Source organism: Arthrobacter sp. 01L42, from assembly GCF_056400005.1.
This window is the reverse complement of sequence record NZ_JBFTSL010000015.1, coordinates 54,005-66,627: the sequence shown is the minus strand read 5'-3', so window position 1 is coordinate 66,627 and position 12,623 is coordinate 54,005. Positions and strand designations below refer to the sequence as shown.

Annotated in this window: 12 protein-coding genes and 1 riboswitch; of the genes, 10 read left to right on the top strand and 2 right to left on the bottom strand. The window is 68.7% G+C overall.

Annotated elements, in window-relative coordinates; translation table 11 throughout:
• The first annotated feature begins 74 nt into the window (after window positions 1–74).
• Genes AC1DN2_RS14070 through mnhG form a run of 6 tightly spaced genes read left to right on the top strand, consistent with a single transcriptional unit; the run spans window position 75 to window position 6,470 of the window.
• A complete protein-coding gene (locus AC1DN2_RS14070; RefSeq protein WP_476850771.1) occupies window positions 75–3,131 on the top strand; it encodes a Na+/H+ antiporter subunit A in 3,057 nt (1,018 codons plus the stop codon).
• Entirely contained in the window at window positions 3,128–3,649 is a 522-nt protein-coding gene (locus AC1DN2_RS14065) for a Na(+)/H(+) antiporter subunit C (RefSeq protein WP_230009245.1), read from the top strand. The genes AC1DN2_RS14070 and AC1DN2_RS14065 overlap by 4 nt, the downstream gene beginning before the upstream one ends.
• On the top strand, window positions 3,646–5,274 hold the full coding sequence (locus tag AC1DN2_RS14060; RefSeq protein WP_476850770.1) for a Na+/H+ antiporter subunit D: 1,629 nt from the start codon (window positions 3,646–3,648) through the stop codon (window positions 5,272–5,274). Before AC1DN2_RS14065 ends, AC1DN2_RS14060 begins: the two co-directional genes overlap by 4 nt.
• Window positions 5,271–5,816 carry a Na+/H+ antiporter subunit E gene (locus AC1DN2_RS14055; protein WP_028275387.1) on the top strand — a complete coding sequence of 182 codons (546 nt, stop codon included), beginning with the start codon at window positions 5,271–5,273 and terminating at the stop codon, window positions 5,814–5,816. The genes AC1DN2_RS14060 and AC1DN2_RS14055 overlap by 4 nt, the downstream gene beginning before the upstream one ends.
• Entirely contained in the window at window positions 5,813–6,091 is a 279-nt protein-coding gene (locus tag AC1DN2_RS14050; protein WP_018774043.1) for an MrpF/PhaF family protein, read from the top strand. The genes AC1DN2_RS14055 and AC1DN2_RS14050 overlap by 4 nt, the downstream gene beginning before the upstream one ends.
• Window positions 6,092–6,122: 31 nt before the next feature.
• A complete protein-coding gene (gene mnhG, locus AC1DN2_RS14045; protein WP_476850799.1) occupies window positions 6,123–6,470 on the top strand; it encodes a monovalent cation/H(+) antiporter subunit G in 348 nt (115 codons plus the stop codon).
• Between the two features lie 73 nt (window positions 6,471–6,543).
• Here the strand turns inward: mnhG and AC1DN2_RS14040 are convergent, their stop codons facing one another.
• Entirely contained in the window at window positions 6,544–6,807 is a 264-nt protein-coding gene (locus AC1DN2_RS14040) for a DUF4235 domain-containing protein (RefSeq protein WP_223915203.1), read from the bottom strand.
• Window positions 6,808–6,846: 39 nt separating this feature from the next.
• The gene (locus AC1DN2_RS14035; RefSeq protein WP_476850769.1) at window positions 6,847–7,392 is read right to left on the bottom strand and encodes a heme-degrading domain-containing protein; all 546 of its coding nucleotides are present in this window, start codon (window positions 7,390–7,392) and stop codon (window positions 6,847–6,849) included.
• Between the two features lie 187 nt (window positions 7,393–7,579).
• Window positions 7,580–7,723, top strand: a riboswitch (TPP riboswitch).
• Between the two features lie 66 nt (window positions 7,724–7,789).
• Between AC1DN2_RS14035 and AC1DN2_RS14030 the strand changes: the two genes are divergently transcribed.
• The 4 genes from AC1DN2_RS14030 to AC1DN2_RS14015 all read left to right on the top strand — a co-directional run bounded on the left by AC1DN2_RS14030 (window position 7,790) and on the right by AC1DN2_RS14015 (window position 12,614).
• Complete coding sequence (locus AC1DN2_RS14030) at window positions 7,790–8,437, top strand: ECF transporter S component (RefSeq protein ID WP_028275391.1); 648 nt, start codon at window positions 7,790–7,792, stop codon at window positions 8,435–8,437.
• 28 nt (window positions 8,438–8,465) lie between these two features.
• Window positions 8,466–10,130 carry an ABC transporter ATP-binding protein gene (locus AC1DN2_RS14025; RefSeq protein ID WP_476850768.1) on the top strand — a complete coding sequence of 555 codons (1,665 nt, stop codon included), beginning with the start codon at window positions 8,466–8,468 and terminating at the stop codon, window positions 10,128–10,130.
• Complete coding sequence (locus AC1DN2_RS14020; RefSeq protein ID WP_476850767.1) at window positions 10,127–10,930, top strand: energy-coupling factor transporter transmembrane component T family protein; 804 nt, start codon at window positions 10,127–10,129, stop codon at window positions 10,928–10,930. The genes AC1DN2_RS14025 and AC1DN2_RS14020 overlap by 4 nt, the downstream gene beginning before the upstream one ends.
• Window positions 10,931–11,090: 160 nt before the next feature.
• Entirely contained in the window at window positions 11,091–12,614 is a 1,524-nt protein-coding gene (locus AC1DN2_RS14015; RefSeq protein WP_028275394.1) for a UDP-N-acetylglucosamine 1-carboxyvinyltransferase, read from the top strand.
• Window positions 12,615–12,623: the final 9 nt, after the last annotated feature.

Below are 12,623 nucleotides of genomic sequence, written 5' to 3'. Positions count from 1 at the left end.
GGCACCGAACCTAACAAATGACCCGCCTGCTCCAACTTGCTGACAATCGACTTTCTGACGTTGCGGAGATACCAGTGATCACAGTCCTTGCCGTGCACTTTGCGGTGGCTGCTGTGGCCCCGCTGCTGTTCCGAAAGTTTGGCAGGAATTCGTTCTTCGCCCTGGCCGCGGTCCCCGCGGCCTCCTTTATCTGGCTGCCGCTGCAGCACGACGCAGTCTATTCAGGCACAGTCTATTCAGGTTCTGACGGGGCGATTACCGAAGTCATCCCCTGGATTCCCGGGCTGCAGCTCGAACTCGCGTTCCGGATGGACGCCCTGGCCTGGGTCATGTCCCTGCTGGTGCTGGGGGTGGGTGCGCTGGTGCTGGTCTATTGCGCCCGCTACTTCAAGGACAAGGACGACTACCTCGGCGGATTCGGCGCCCAGCTCCTGGCCTTCGCCGGGGCGATGTTCGGCCTCGTTACCGCTGATGACCTTCTGCTGCTGTTCATCTTCTGGGAACTGACCACAGTGCTGTCCTACCTGCTGATCGGCTACGCCCGCACCCGGCTGTCCGCGCGGCGCTCGGCGTTGCAGGCACTCGTGGTGACCACCGCCGGCGGCCTGGCCATGCTCGTGGGGCTCATCATGCTCGGTTCGACGGCCGGAACCTACCGGATCCAGGCCATCATGGACCTGGCTCCCACCCTGGTCGCCGGCCCCGCAGGCGGGGTCGTGAACGCCGCCGTCGTCCTCATCCTGATCGGTGCGATCACCAAATCCGCCCTGGTGCCGTTCCACTTCTGGCTCCCCGGCGCAATGGCTGCCCCCACTCCCGTGAGCGCCTACCTGCACGCCGCGGCCATGGTGAAGGCCGGGATCTACCTTGTGGCCCGGCTGGCCCCCGGATTCGCGGACACCGCGGCCTGGCTGCCGATCGTGCTCGGCCTGGGCCTGGCCACCATGCTGGTGGGCGGCTACCGGGCCCTCCGGCAGACAGATATCAAGCTCATCCTCGCCTACGGCACCGTGAGCCAGCTGGGCTTCATGACCATGGTGGTGGGCCTCGGCACCCCCGACGCGGCACTCGCCGGAATAGCCCTGCTCCTGGCGCACGGGCTGTTCAAGGCCACGCTCTTCCTGGTGGTGGGCATCATCGACCACCAGTCCGGGACCCGGGACATCCGCGAGCTCTCCGGCGTCTACGGATCGGCCAGGGCACTGGCGGTCGTCGCGGCGATCGGCGCGGCCTCGATGGCGGGCGTGCCCCCGCTGGCCGGATTCGTCGCCAAGGAATCGGTGTTCGAGGCCTTCCTCCAGTACAAGTCGGAGACCGGGACCGGACCCTGGCTCCTGGCCGGTGTGGTCCTGGGCTCCATCCTGACCTTCGCCTACAGCGCCAGGTTCATGTGGGGAGCCTTCGCCCTCAAGCCCGGCGTGGAGCCCACGGCCTTCAAACCGGTCAAACCGGCGTTCCTCGCCGCACCGGCGATCCTGAGCCTCCTCACAATCCTTTACGGGCTGTGGCCTGCCACCGTTGACGCCTGGATCCAGCCCTACGCGGAGCTTTTTGTGCACGGCTCCGAGGCCCCGCCCGGGCACCTGGCGCTGTGGCACGGCATCACCCCGGCCCTGGGCCTGACCGCAGTGACGTTCGTCCTGGGCCTGGCGATGTTCTACGGCCGCAACGCCGTGGCCCGGCTGCAGGCGCTGGTGCCGGGCTGGATCGACAGCGACCGTGCCTACCAGCTGACGATCGGCGCCCTGGACGACACCGCGGTATGGATCACCGGCCGGACCCAGCGAGGTTCGCTCTTCTTCTACCTGTCCGTCATCCTGACCGTGGCGTTCGTCCTGCCGCTGACGGCGCTGCTGCTGGCCAACAAACCGCTGCCGCCCGGTCTCTATGTCATCGATCCCGGCTCGCCGCTGCAGTTGGTGGCCGGCGCCGGAATCGTGATCGGGGCGCTGGCCGCGGTGCGCGCCAACAAACGGTTCCTGGCCGTCCTGATGGTGTCCGTCACCGGCTACGGGATTGCCATGATGTTCGCCCTGCAGGGAGCCCCGGACCTCGCCCTGACCCAGATGCTGGTCGAAACCATGATCCTGGTGGCGTTCGTGCTGGCCATGCGGAGCCTTCCGCCGGGGCTGCGGGACCGCACCGGCGGCAAGTACAGGGTCATCCGCGTGGTGATCGGCCTGGCATTCGGCGTCACCATGATTTTCGTGGCCATCCACGCCCTCGGCGCCCGGGTGGCGCCGCCGGTCTCCCTGCAGTTCCCGCAACTGGCCTATGAGGGCGGCGGCGGACTCAACGTCGTCAACGTGACCCTTGTGGACATCCGGGCCTGGGACACCTTTGGCGAGATCTCGGTCCTGGCCCTGGCCGCCACCGGCGTGGCCAGCCTCATCTTCGTCCGCGGCCGCGGTGACCGCATCCGGACATCCGCGAGCGTCGCGGAAGGGACCGTGGGCCGGCGGACCGGGGCCAGGGGCAGCACCAGGGAAGACGCCGCCCTGGCGATGAACCGGCGGTTCGCTGCCGCCACTCGCGACGCCTGGCTGGTGGCCGGCCGGACCCTGGCACCCGAACGCCGCTCGATCATTTTCGAGGTGGTCACCCGCCTCATCTTCCACTCGATGATCGTGTTCTCCATCTATCTGCTCCTCGCCGGCCATAACCTGCCCGGCGGCGGCTTCGCCGGCGGCCTCACCGCCGGCCTCGCCCTGACCATCCGCTACCTGGCCGGCGGCCGCTTCGAACTGCGCGAAGCGACACCCGTCGGCGCCGGCACCCTGCTGGGGATCGGCCTGGCCACGGCGGCTGCCGCCGGAATGACGCCGCTGCTGCTGGGCGGCGAAGTGTTCCAGAGCGCCATCGTGGAGCTGTGGCTGCCCGTCTTCGGCGACATCAAGTTCGTCACCTCGACCATTTTCGACATCGGTGTCTACGTCGTGGTCGTCGGACTGGCCCTGGATGTGCTGCGCAGCCTCGGCGCGGAGATCGACGAGCACTTCGAAGAGCAACCCGAGACGACCGAAGAGGGGGCCGCCGAAGACCAGGACAGCGGAGGATTCCCGGGCGGGGTCCCCGCCGACTCCGCCGACGAGTCCGCCGACGCGGAAACCACTGCCAAGGGGAGAACATGAGCGTCAACCTGACCCTGCTGACGGTCATGGGCGCCCTCTACGCCTGTGGCATCTACCTGCTCCTCGAACGCAGCCTCACCCGGGTCCTGCTGGGCCTCATGCTGCTGGCCAACGCCACGAACCTGCTGATCCTCGCCACCGGCGGCTACGCCGGGCTGGCGCCGCTCTTCGACAAGGACACCCCGGCGGGGGACTACAACGACCCCCTGCCGCAGGCCCTGATCCTGACCTCGATCGTGATCTCCTTCGCCGTCACGGCGTTCATGCTGGGCATCATCTACCGCACCTGGGTCCTGGCCCGCCAGGATGAAATCCAGGACGACGCCGAGGACCGCCGCGTCGCGGAAACGCCAAGCTTCGATGCCGAGGACGACTCCGTGATCCCGGTCGAGACGTCGGAGTTCCCGCTGGCCACGGTCATGTCCGGTGACCGCCCCGTGCGGGCCGACAAGGCCGCCTCTGAAGAACAGCCCGGTTCCCTCAACGTTGACCCTAGCCCGGAAGGAGGCGGAGAGTGAACATCACCAGCCTTGCCCCGCTCGCCGTCGTACTCCCCATCCTGGGCGCCGCCCTGACCTTTCTGCTCATCCATCACCCCAGGGTCCAGCGCGCGGTCAGCATCGCCGTGCTGACGCTGACACTGCTGCTGGAATGCTGGCTGCTGGCCTCCGTCTGGGATGGCGGCACGGCCGCGGTGAACATCGGCGGCTGGCTGCCGCCGTGGGGCGTCGTGCTGGTGGTGGACCAGTTCTCCTCCCTCATGCTCGTGGTGTCCTCGGCCGTGAGCCTTGCGGTGCTGATCTACGCAACGGGACAGGGCATGGCCGACGGCGACCGCGACGCGCCGGTCTCGATCTTCCACCCGACCTACCTGATCCTCGTGGCCGGGGTGTCCAACGCCTTCCTCACCGGAGACCTCTTCAACCTCTACGTGGGCTTCGAGATCCTGCTGACGGCCAGCTACGTGCTCATCACACTCGGCGGGACAGGCCCGCGCATCCGGGCCGGCGTGACCTACGTGGTGGTCTCCGTCGTGTCCTCGGTGCTGTTCCTGATCGCGATCGCCATGATCTACGGCGCCACCGGAACCATCAACATGGCGGACCTCGCCATCAAGCTCGGCGACCTCGACCAGGGCACCCGGACGCTGCTGCACGTCATGCTGCTGGTGGCCTTCGGCATCAAGGCCGCCGTCTTCCCGCTGTCCTTCTGGCTCCCTGACTCCTACCCCACCGCCCCGGCCCCGGTCACCGCGGTGTTTGCCGGGCTGCTGACCAAGGTGGGCGTCTATGCGATGGTCCGCACGGAAACGCTGCTATTCCCGGGGGATGCGCTCAACGCCCCGCTCATGGTCGCGGCGCTGCTGACCATGGTGGTGGGCATCCTCGGCGCCCTGGCCCAAAGTGACATCAAGAGGCTCCTGTCCTTCACCCTGGTCAGCCATATTGGCTACATGGTGTTCGGCCTGGCCATGTCCACCGTGGCCGGTCTGGGCGCCGCGGTGTTCTACGTGGCCCACCACATCACTGTCCAGACCAGCCTGTTCCTGGTGACCGGCCTGATTGAACGCCGCGGCGGCAGCTCGTCCATGGACCGCGTGGCAGGACTGGCCAAGCTCTCCCCGGTATTGGGGGTCCTGTTCTTCATTCCCGCCATGAACCTCGCCGGAATCCCGCCGTTCTCGGGTTTCCTGGGCAAGCTGGGGCTGCTTCAGGCAGGCGTGGAACTGGGGACGCCGCTGGCCTACGCCCTGGTGATCGGCGGCGTGCTGACGAGCCTGCTGACCCTGCTGGCGATCGCGAGGGTCTGGAACCGGGCGTTCTGGCGCAAGCCCGGGGACGCCGAACACCCCGATCCGGTGCTCCTGGCAGCGCCGGCCGACTCCGCCACGGGTGACCGGGCCGGCAAGACGAATGTGACCCTGCTGCCCCGCACCATGGTGGGCTCCACCCTGGGCCTGGTGGTCTTTGGCGTGGCCCTGACGGTCTTTGCCGGGCCGCTGTTCAGGGTGGCCGACCAGTCCGCCCAGGAGATGCTGGACCGGACCTCCTACATCCAGGCCGTGCTCGGCCCGGACGCGCCCGTGCCGCCGGTGCCCCCGTCGCTCCACCCGGTGCAGGTCCGGGAGGGCGGCGGAAAATGAACCGGAAAAGGATCTCGCTGCGCCAGGAACTGCCGCTGCTGGTCTGGCTCGTCTTTGTCTGGGGCGCGCTCTGGCAGAACTTCAGCCCGGGCAATCTCCTCTTCGGCGCCCTCATCGCGGTGCTCGTGGCGCGCATTTTCTATCTGCCCCCGGTGGAACTCGGCGGCCGCTTCAACGTGCTCCGCGCCGTGCCGTTCGCCCTCATCTTCCTCGGAAAAGTCGTCGCGGCAAGCTTCCAGGTCCTGTACCTGGCCGTGGTCCGCGGCCCCAACGTGGTCAGCGCAGTCGTAGCCGTGCCGCTCCGAAGCCATTCGGACCTCCTGGTCACGGCCACCGGGCACGTGATCTCGCTGATTCCCGGGTCCCTCGTGGTGGAGGTGGACAGGTCGACGTCCACGCTCTACATCCACGGCATCAACGTCCGCAATGCCGAGGACGCGGCCAAGCTGCGCAAAGAGGTCCGGGACACCGAGGCCGGGCTGATCCGGATCATGGGGACCAAAGCCGAACTTTCCGCCCTGACACAGGAGACCGCCGCATGATGCAGACCGTCCTGACGGTGACCGCCGTCGTACTGTCCCTGGCCGCCGCGGGGGCGATCGTCCGGATCGCGCGGGGGCCCTCGCTGCTGGACCGGGTTCTGGCCGCCGACGTGCTGCTGGCCATCTTCGGCGCGGCCCTGTGCATCGACATGGCCGCCAACCGGCACCTGAACAACCTGATGCTGCTCGTTGCGATTTCCCTGATCGGATTCGTCGGCTCGGTCACCGTGGCCCGGTTCGTGGCCGACAGGCGGGAGGGCGTCCGTGAATCCTGACACAGTGATCGACGCCGTCTCTGCCGTGTTCATGGTGACCGGAGCCCTGATGTCCCTCGCGGCCGCCATCGGGCTGCTGCGAATCCCGGACCTCATGAGCAGGATGCACGCGGCCACCAAACCGCAGGTCCTCGGCCTGTTCCTGCTGCTGGCGGCCCTTGGCCTGCAGATGCGCACCTGGTCGGTGTGGCCCGTCCTGCTGGTGGCCTGGCTCTTCCAGCTGCTCACCGTCCCCGTGTCCGCTCACATGGTGGGTCGGGCCGGCTACCGGACCAAGCACCTGCACCCGGAGCTGCTGAGCTCCGACGAGCTCGAGGCGGTAGTCCAGAAGGCCGCCCAGCAGGCGGCCACGCACGGAGCGGACGACGACGACCGCTGAGCCCCGTCCGGCCAGGCGGACCCGTCCGGGGCATTCGACGGCCGCGGCGGGCGCCGCGGCCGGTCGGGTCAGGTCAGACGACGTCCTGGGTCTTGGCGAAGCGGGTGATCGCGCGCTGGGTGCCGCGGTTGGCGAGCACCTGGATGATGGCGCTGACCGAGGCGGAGATCAGGGCGAATGTCAGGGCCGAGCGCAGGGTGGTGGGAACGTCGTCCTCCTGGCCCTTGGGCGGCTTGTTGCCCGTGGACTTTTCCCACATGGTGTCCACCAGCTTGGTGCCGGCAAAGCCGGCCAGGAGGCTGACGCCGGTGCCGAGCAGCTTGATGAGGATGTTCATTCTTCGGTCTCCTTGGGACGGGAACGGTTTTCCCCTAGCCTAGCGTTCCGGGGTGAGGACCATCCGCAGGGCCTCGACCACGAGTTCGTGATCCGCCTTCTGGGGCAGGCCGGAGACGGTGACGACGGCGACGGCGCCCGTGCCGCGCACGTAGATGGGAAACGCCCCGCCGTGGGCGGCGAACTCCGACTGATCCCACCAGGCGTTGTCCTCGATCCTTCCGCCGGCGGCGCGGGCCCGGAGGCCCACCAGCAGGGACGGGACCTCGTACCGCATGGCGGTGCGCTTTTTGGCGTTGATCCAGCGCTCATTGTCCGGTGTGGCGCCGTCCAGCGCGGCGTGGAAGAGCACCTGCTCGCCTTTGGTGATGTCGACGGCGATGGGCAGCGAGCGTTGCCTGCCCAGCTCGACAAGGAGGAGCCCGAGGTCCAGGGCGTCATCCTTGCTGAACGACGCGAACTGGAGCGCCTCTATCTCGGCCAGCACGCGGCCAATGAGCGCCGCCAGGGAACCCCGCGGCTGCGGCTCATTGGAGTCGGGATCGTATTCCCCGGAGGGATCTTGGGTGACCGGTGTGTGCGACAAAATATTCCAGCTTTCCGGTGGGTGACGAGGCCGCCCGCTGGCGGGTCCGGGGGTCCGGCACGACGACTCTACCAAGAGGGTTTTCCGGGCCGCCGGGACTGCCGCCGTCCGGTCCACGATTGTGACGGCACACCACTGAAATCCCGGCCGTCCGGGTGTAAACTGAGCCAGCCCACAAGGGCGAAAATAATTACGACAGGGGAGCGCCGCCGTCGGGCATCGCCGGAACAATCCGGGGAAACCTTTGGTGGGCGCTGAGAGTGCGGACAGCCGCAGACCCTCGAACCTGATCCGGTTAGTACCGGCGCAAGGGAGTCGAGTTCTCAGGATGCGCGGAGGGCGGCGGAAGCCGAGACCGGCCGGCGCACCCTCCCCTCCTGTTCCTCAGGAGGACGACATGACAGATATTTCAGCACAGCATGGTTCCGCCAGCCGTTCATCCGCCCGGCGCAACTACAGCTGGCGCGTGGTGGACATTGTGGTGGCCGCGTTGATCGCCGTTGCCGGCGGCGTCATTTTCTGGGCCTGGTCCCAGGGCGCGAACCTGATCTCGACTCCGGTCAACGCGGTCTACCCGCCGTTGAGCGGACTCTACGCCGGCGGCTGGATGATCCCGGCAGTGCTGGGCATGCTCATCATCCGCAAGCCGGGCGCCGCGCTCTTCTGCGAAACCGTCGCGGCCACCGGCGAGCTCATCATGGGTTCGCAGTACGGCACCACGGTGCTGATCTCCGGCATCCTGCAGGGCCTCGGCGCCGAACTGGTCTTCGCGGCCTTCCTCTACAAGAAGTTCAACCTGCCCGTCTCCGTGCTGGCCGGCGCCGGCGCGGGCCTCTTCTGCGGCCTGAACGATTCCTTCCTGCCGTGGGGTTGGAACATCGCCTACGAAGCCGGCGACAAGCTCGCCTACATCGTCTTCACCACGATCTCCGGCGCAGTGATTGCCGGCGGACTGGCCTGGCTCGCCACCCGCGGCCTGGCGAAAACCGGAGTGCTGGGCTCCTTTGCCTCCCGCAAGGCCGCCACGGAGCCCGTCTTCTCCTGAGCCCCGTCGCTGAATCCTGCAGAGAATCATGAGATCTTCACCGGGCGTCCGGCCGGCCGCCGTCACGGCCCGCGGCTGGGGCTGGCGGCATGCCGGACGAACCAGGCCCGCCGTCAGCGGCCTTGACCTGGACATCCAGCCGGGGGAGCGCGTGCTCCTGCTGGGGCCCTCCGGCGCCGGCAAGTCGACGCTGCTCCACGCCCTGGCCGGCGTTCTGGGCGACGGCGCGGCCGGCGCCGGCGCGGCTGGCGACTCCGGCGACTCCGGCGACGCCGAAGATGCAGACGAGACCGGCAGCCTCCTGATCGACGGTGCCGCGCCACGGGCGCAGCGCGGCCGCGCCGGGCTGGTGCAGCAGGACCCGGAAACGCAGGTGGTGCTCTCCCGCCTCGGCGACGACGTCGCCTTCGGGGCGGAGAACCTCGCCGTCCCGGCGGCGGAGATCTGGCCGCGCGTGCGAGAGGCCCTCGACGACGTCGGGCTGGGACAGCTGCCGCTGGACCACCCGACGGCGGCCCTCTCCGGCGGCCAAAAGCAACGGCTGGCGCTCGCCGGGATCCTCGCGATGCGGCCAGGGCTGCTGCTGCTCGACGAGCCGACCGCCAACCTCGACCCCGCGGGCGTCCTGGAGGTCCGCGACGCTGTGGGCCGCTGCCTGGACAAGACAGGCGCCACGCTGGTGGTCGTGGAGCACCGGGTGGGGGTCTGGAAAGACCTGGTGGACAGGATCGTGGTGCTGCAGCCAGAGTCCGCCACGGACTCCGCGGTCTTGATTGACGGACCGCCGGACCGGGTCCTGGCCGAGGCGCGGGACATGCTCATCTGTGCGGGCGTCTGGGTGCCGGGCTACGTCCCGGCGACGCGGATGCGGACACCGGCGCGGGGCGCGGGACAGACTCTGCTCGCGGCCGACGCGCTCGCGGTGTCCCGCGAACGGCCGCGGCGGGCCGGGCTGCGCGACGGCTTCCGCACCATCGCGCCGCGTCCGGTCCAGTCCGGGGTCTCGGTCCGGGTCCGCGCCGGCGAGGCGCTGACCATCACCGGACAGAACGGCACAGGGAAGTCCACCCTGGCGCTGACGCTGGCCGGTCTCCTGCGGCCCGTCGCGGGAACAGTCTCGGCCACGGCGGAGCTGAGCAGCCCCGCCACCGGTCACTCCAGCGGTCGCTCCAGTGGCCGCGTACGCGACGGCGCCGGACCCGATCCCTACCGGTGGAAGGCCCAGCAGCTGATCGCCAGGATCGGAACCGTCTTCCAGGAACCCGAGCACCAGTTCGTTACCGGCAAGGTCCTCGACGAGCTCATGTTCGGCCCGCGCCACCTCGGCTACGGCGAAGACCGCGTGGACGAACTGCTGGAGCGGCTGCGGCTGACGGAGCTTGTGGACGCCAACCCCTACACGCTCTCCGGCGGCGAGAAGCGGCGACTTTCGGTAGCCACTGTGCTGGCGGCGCACCCCCAGGTGCTGGTCCTGGACGAGCCCACCTTCGGCCAGGATGCCAATACCTGGGCCGAACTCGCCTCGTTCCTCTCCGAGCTCCTCGACGCCGGCACCGCCGTCGTGTCCGTGACGCACGACGCCGAATTCAGCGCCGTCCTCGGCGGTGCCGAACTCCGCCTCCGGCCACGGGAAACCGCCGCCGCGGACGCTCCCGGCCCGGATCTTGAGCTGCAGGAGGGGGCCTCGCCTTGAGGGACGCTCTGAGCCTGCGCGGCAACCATGCGCTGCTGACCCGAGCCAACCCACTCGCCAAGTTCACGGCGGTCACCCTGATCACCATGGTCCTGGCGCTCTCCATTGACTGGGTGTCGGCGTCGGTGGCGCTGGCGTTCGAACTGCTGCTCCTGCCGCTGGCGGGCCTGACTGTGGCCTTGCTGTGGCAGCGCGGCTGGCCGCTGATCCTCGCGGCGGCGTTGGGCGGCTGGAGCACGGCCATCCTGGCGCCCGATTCCGGACCCGTCCTGCTCGATGCGGGGATCTGGTCCGTCAGCGCCGGTTCCCTGCAGCTGGGGATCGGCTTCATGCTCCGCGGGCTCGCGATCGCATTGCCCGCGGTGCTGCTGATGAGCTGCACCGACCCCACGGACCTGGCCGACGCCCTGGCCCAGAACGCGAAACTGCCGCACCGGTTCGTCCTGGGCACCCTGGCCGCGATGCGGCTCGTCGGAATCATGGCCGAGCAATGGCAGACCATCGGTATGGCCCGGCGGGCCCGCGGCGTGGGCTCGAGCGGCAACCCCTATCAGCGGTTCCGCGCCACGCTGGGCCAGAGTTTCGGCCTGCTGGTGCAGGCGATCCGGAGCGCCTCGCGGCTCGCGGTAACCATGGAGGCCCGCGGCTTCGGCGGTGCCGCCCGGACCTGGGCCCGGCCCTCCACGTTCAGCGGACTCGATGCCTGGGTGCTGCTGGGCGGGCTCGGCATCGCCGCCGCCGCCGTCGCCGCGGCCCTCGGCGCGGGCACCTGGAACCTCGTCTTCCTCACCCGCCAGTAGACCGGCGCCGCCGGCCGGGCAGCCCGGGAGTTCCGGCGGGGCGGCCCGGGAGTTCCGGCGGCCTGCCGGTTATCGCATGGCGTGGGTATCCGTGTGAGATTGGCGCCATTCCGGCCGGAATTGCCGTGGTTTATAAATCATGCGTGATATTTTCGGGAGCATGACTCAACCGACTGCTGAACACGTAGGCATCCTGCTTCGCGAGGCGCGCGGCGCCAAGGGCTGGACCCAGGGGCAACTCGCCGCCGAGCTGGGCACCAGCCAGAGCGCCATCGCCCGGATGGAACAGGGCAAGCAGAACCTGAGCCTGAAGATGATCCAGCGCCTGGAGGCGATCGTCGGGCACAGCATCGTCAAGGTGGGCCGGCCCCAGATGACCCACCTGCGCGTCGAGGGCGGCCGCACCCTCGCCGGCGCGGTGGACGTCAACAGCAGCAAGAATGCCGGCGTCGCGCTGTTGTGCGCCAGCCTCATCAACCGCGGCACCACCACGCTGCGCAGGCTTGCCCGGATCGAGGAAGTCAACCGGATCGTGGAGGTGCTGACCAGCATCGGCGTCGAGTGCACCTGGCTCAACGCGAACGACCTCCAGATCCGCCGCCCCGCCGTCCTGGACCTGGCCTCCATGGATGTGGAGGCGGCCCGACGGACCCGCAGCGTCATCATGCTCCTGGGCCCGCTGCTGGACGAGGCCGACACCTACCGGCTGCCCTACGCCGGCGGCTGCGACCTCGGCACCCGCACCGTGCAGCCGCACATGCAGGCACTGCGCCAGTTCGGCCTTAGCGTGGAGGCGAAGTCCGGGTTCTACGCGGTGCAGGCGCCGCCGTCGGACGGTCACGACCGCTCCTTCGTGCTCAGCGAACGCGGCGACACCGTCACCGAGAACGCCATCATGGCCGCAGCCCACCGCCGTGGCACCACCATCATCCGCAATGCCAGCCCGAACTACATGGTGCAGGATCTGTGCTTCTACCTGCAGATGCTCGGCGTGGACATCGCCGGGGTTGGCACCACCACGCTGAAGATCACCGGCCGCCCGTCGATCGACGCCGACATCGAATACTTCCCGTCCGAGGACCCCATCGAGGCGATGAGCCTCATCACCGCCGGCATCGTGACGAACTCGGAAGTCACCATCCGCCGCGTCCCGATCGAGTTCATGGAAATCGAACTCGCCACGCTCGAGCAGATGGGCCAGCGGCTCGAAGTTTCCGGGGAGTACTTTGCCCGCAACGGCCGCACCCGCCTGGTGGACGTCACCACCAAGCCTTCGGAGCTGCGGGCGCCGGAGGACAAGATCCACCCCATGCCCTTCCCCGGGCTGAACATCGACAACCTGCCCTTCTTCGCGGTGATCGCCGCCAACGCCCACGGCCAGACCATGATCCATGACTGGGTCTACGAGAACCGGGCCATCTACCTGACCGAGCTCAACAAGCTCGGCGCCCAGGTCCAGCTGCTCGATCCGCACCGCATCTACGTCAACGGGCCCAGCAAGTGGCGTGCGGCCGAGGTGGGCTGCCCGCCGGCCCTCCGCCCCGCCGCCTGCCTGCTGCTGGCCATGCTGGCGGCCCGCGGCGTCTCGGAGCTGCGGAACATCTATGTCATTGAACGCGGCTATGAGGACCTGGCCGAGCGGCTGAACACCATCGGGGCGAAGATCGAGTATTTCCAAGACTGAGCCCCGCGT

Coding starts and splice junctions, on each gene's coding strand:
- AC1DN2_RS14065 (WP_230009245.1), top strand. CDS start 3,128: ATGAGCGTCAACCTGACCCTGCTGACGGTCATGGGCGCCCTCTACGCC.
- AC1DN2_RS14055 (WP_028275387.1), top strand. CDS start 5,271: ATGAACCGGAAAAGGATCTCGCTGCGCCAGGAACTGCCGCTGCTGGTC.
- AC1DN2_RS14050 (WP_018774043.1), top strand. CDS start 5,813: ATGATGCAGACCGTCCTGACGGTGACCGCCGTCGTACTGTCCCTGGCC.
- mnhG (WP_476850799.1), top strand. CDS start 6,123: ATGGTGACCGGAGCCCTGATGTCCCTCGCGGCCGCCATCGGGCTGCTG.
- AC1DN2_RS14040 (WP_223915203.1), bottom strand. CDS start 6,807: ATGAACATCCTCATCAAGCTGCTCGGCACCGGCGTCAGCCTCCTGGCC.
- AC1DN2_RS14030 (WP_028275391.1), top strand. CDS start 7,790: ATGACAGATATTTCAGCACAGCATGGTTCCGCCAGCCGTTCATCCGCC.
- AC1DN2_RS14025 (WP_476850768.1), top strand. CDS start 8,466: ATGAGATCTTCACCGGGCGTCCGGCCGGCCGCCGTCACGGCCCGCGGC.
- AC1DN2_RS14015 (WP_028275394.1), top strand. CDS start 11,091: ATGACTCAACCGACTGCTGAACACGTAGGCATCCTGCTTCGCGAGGCG.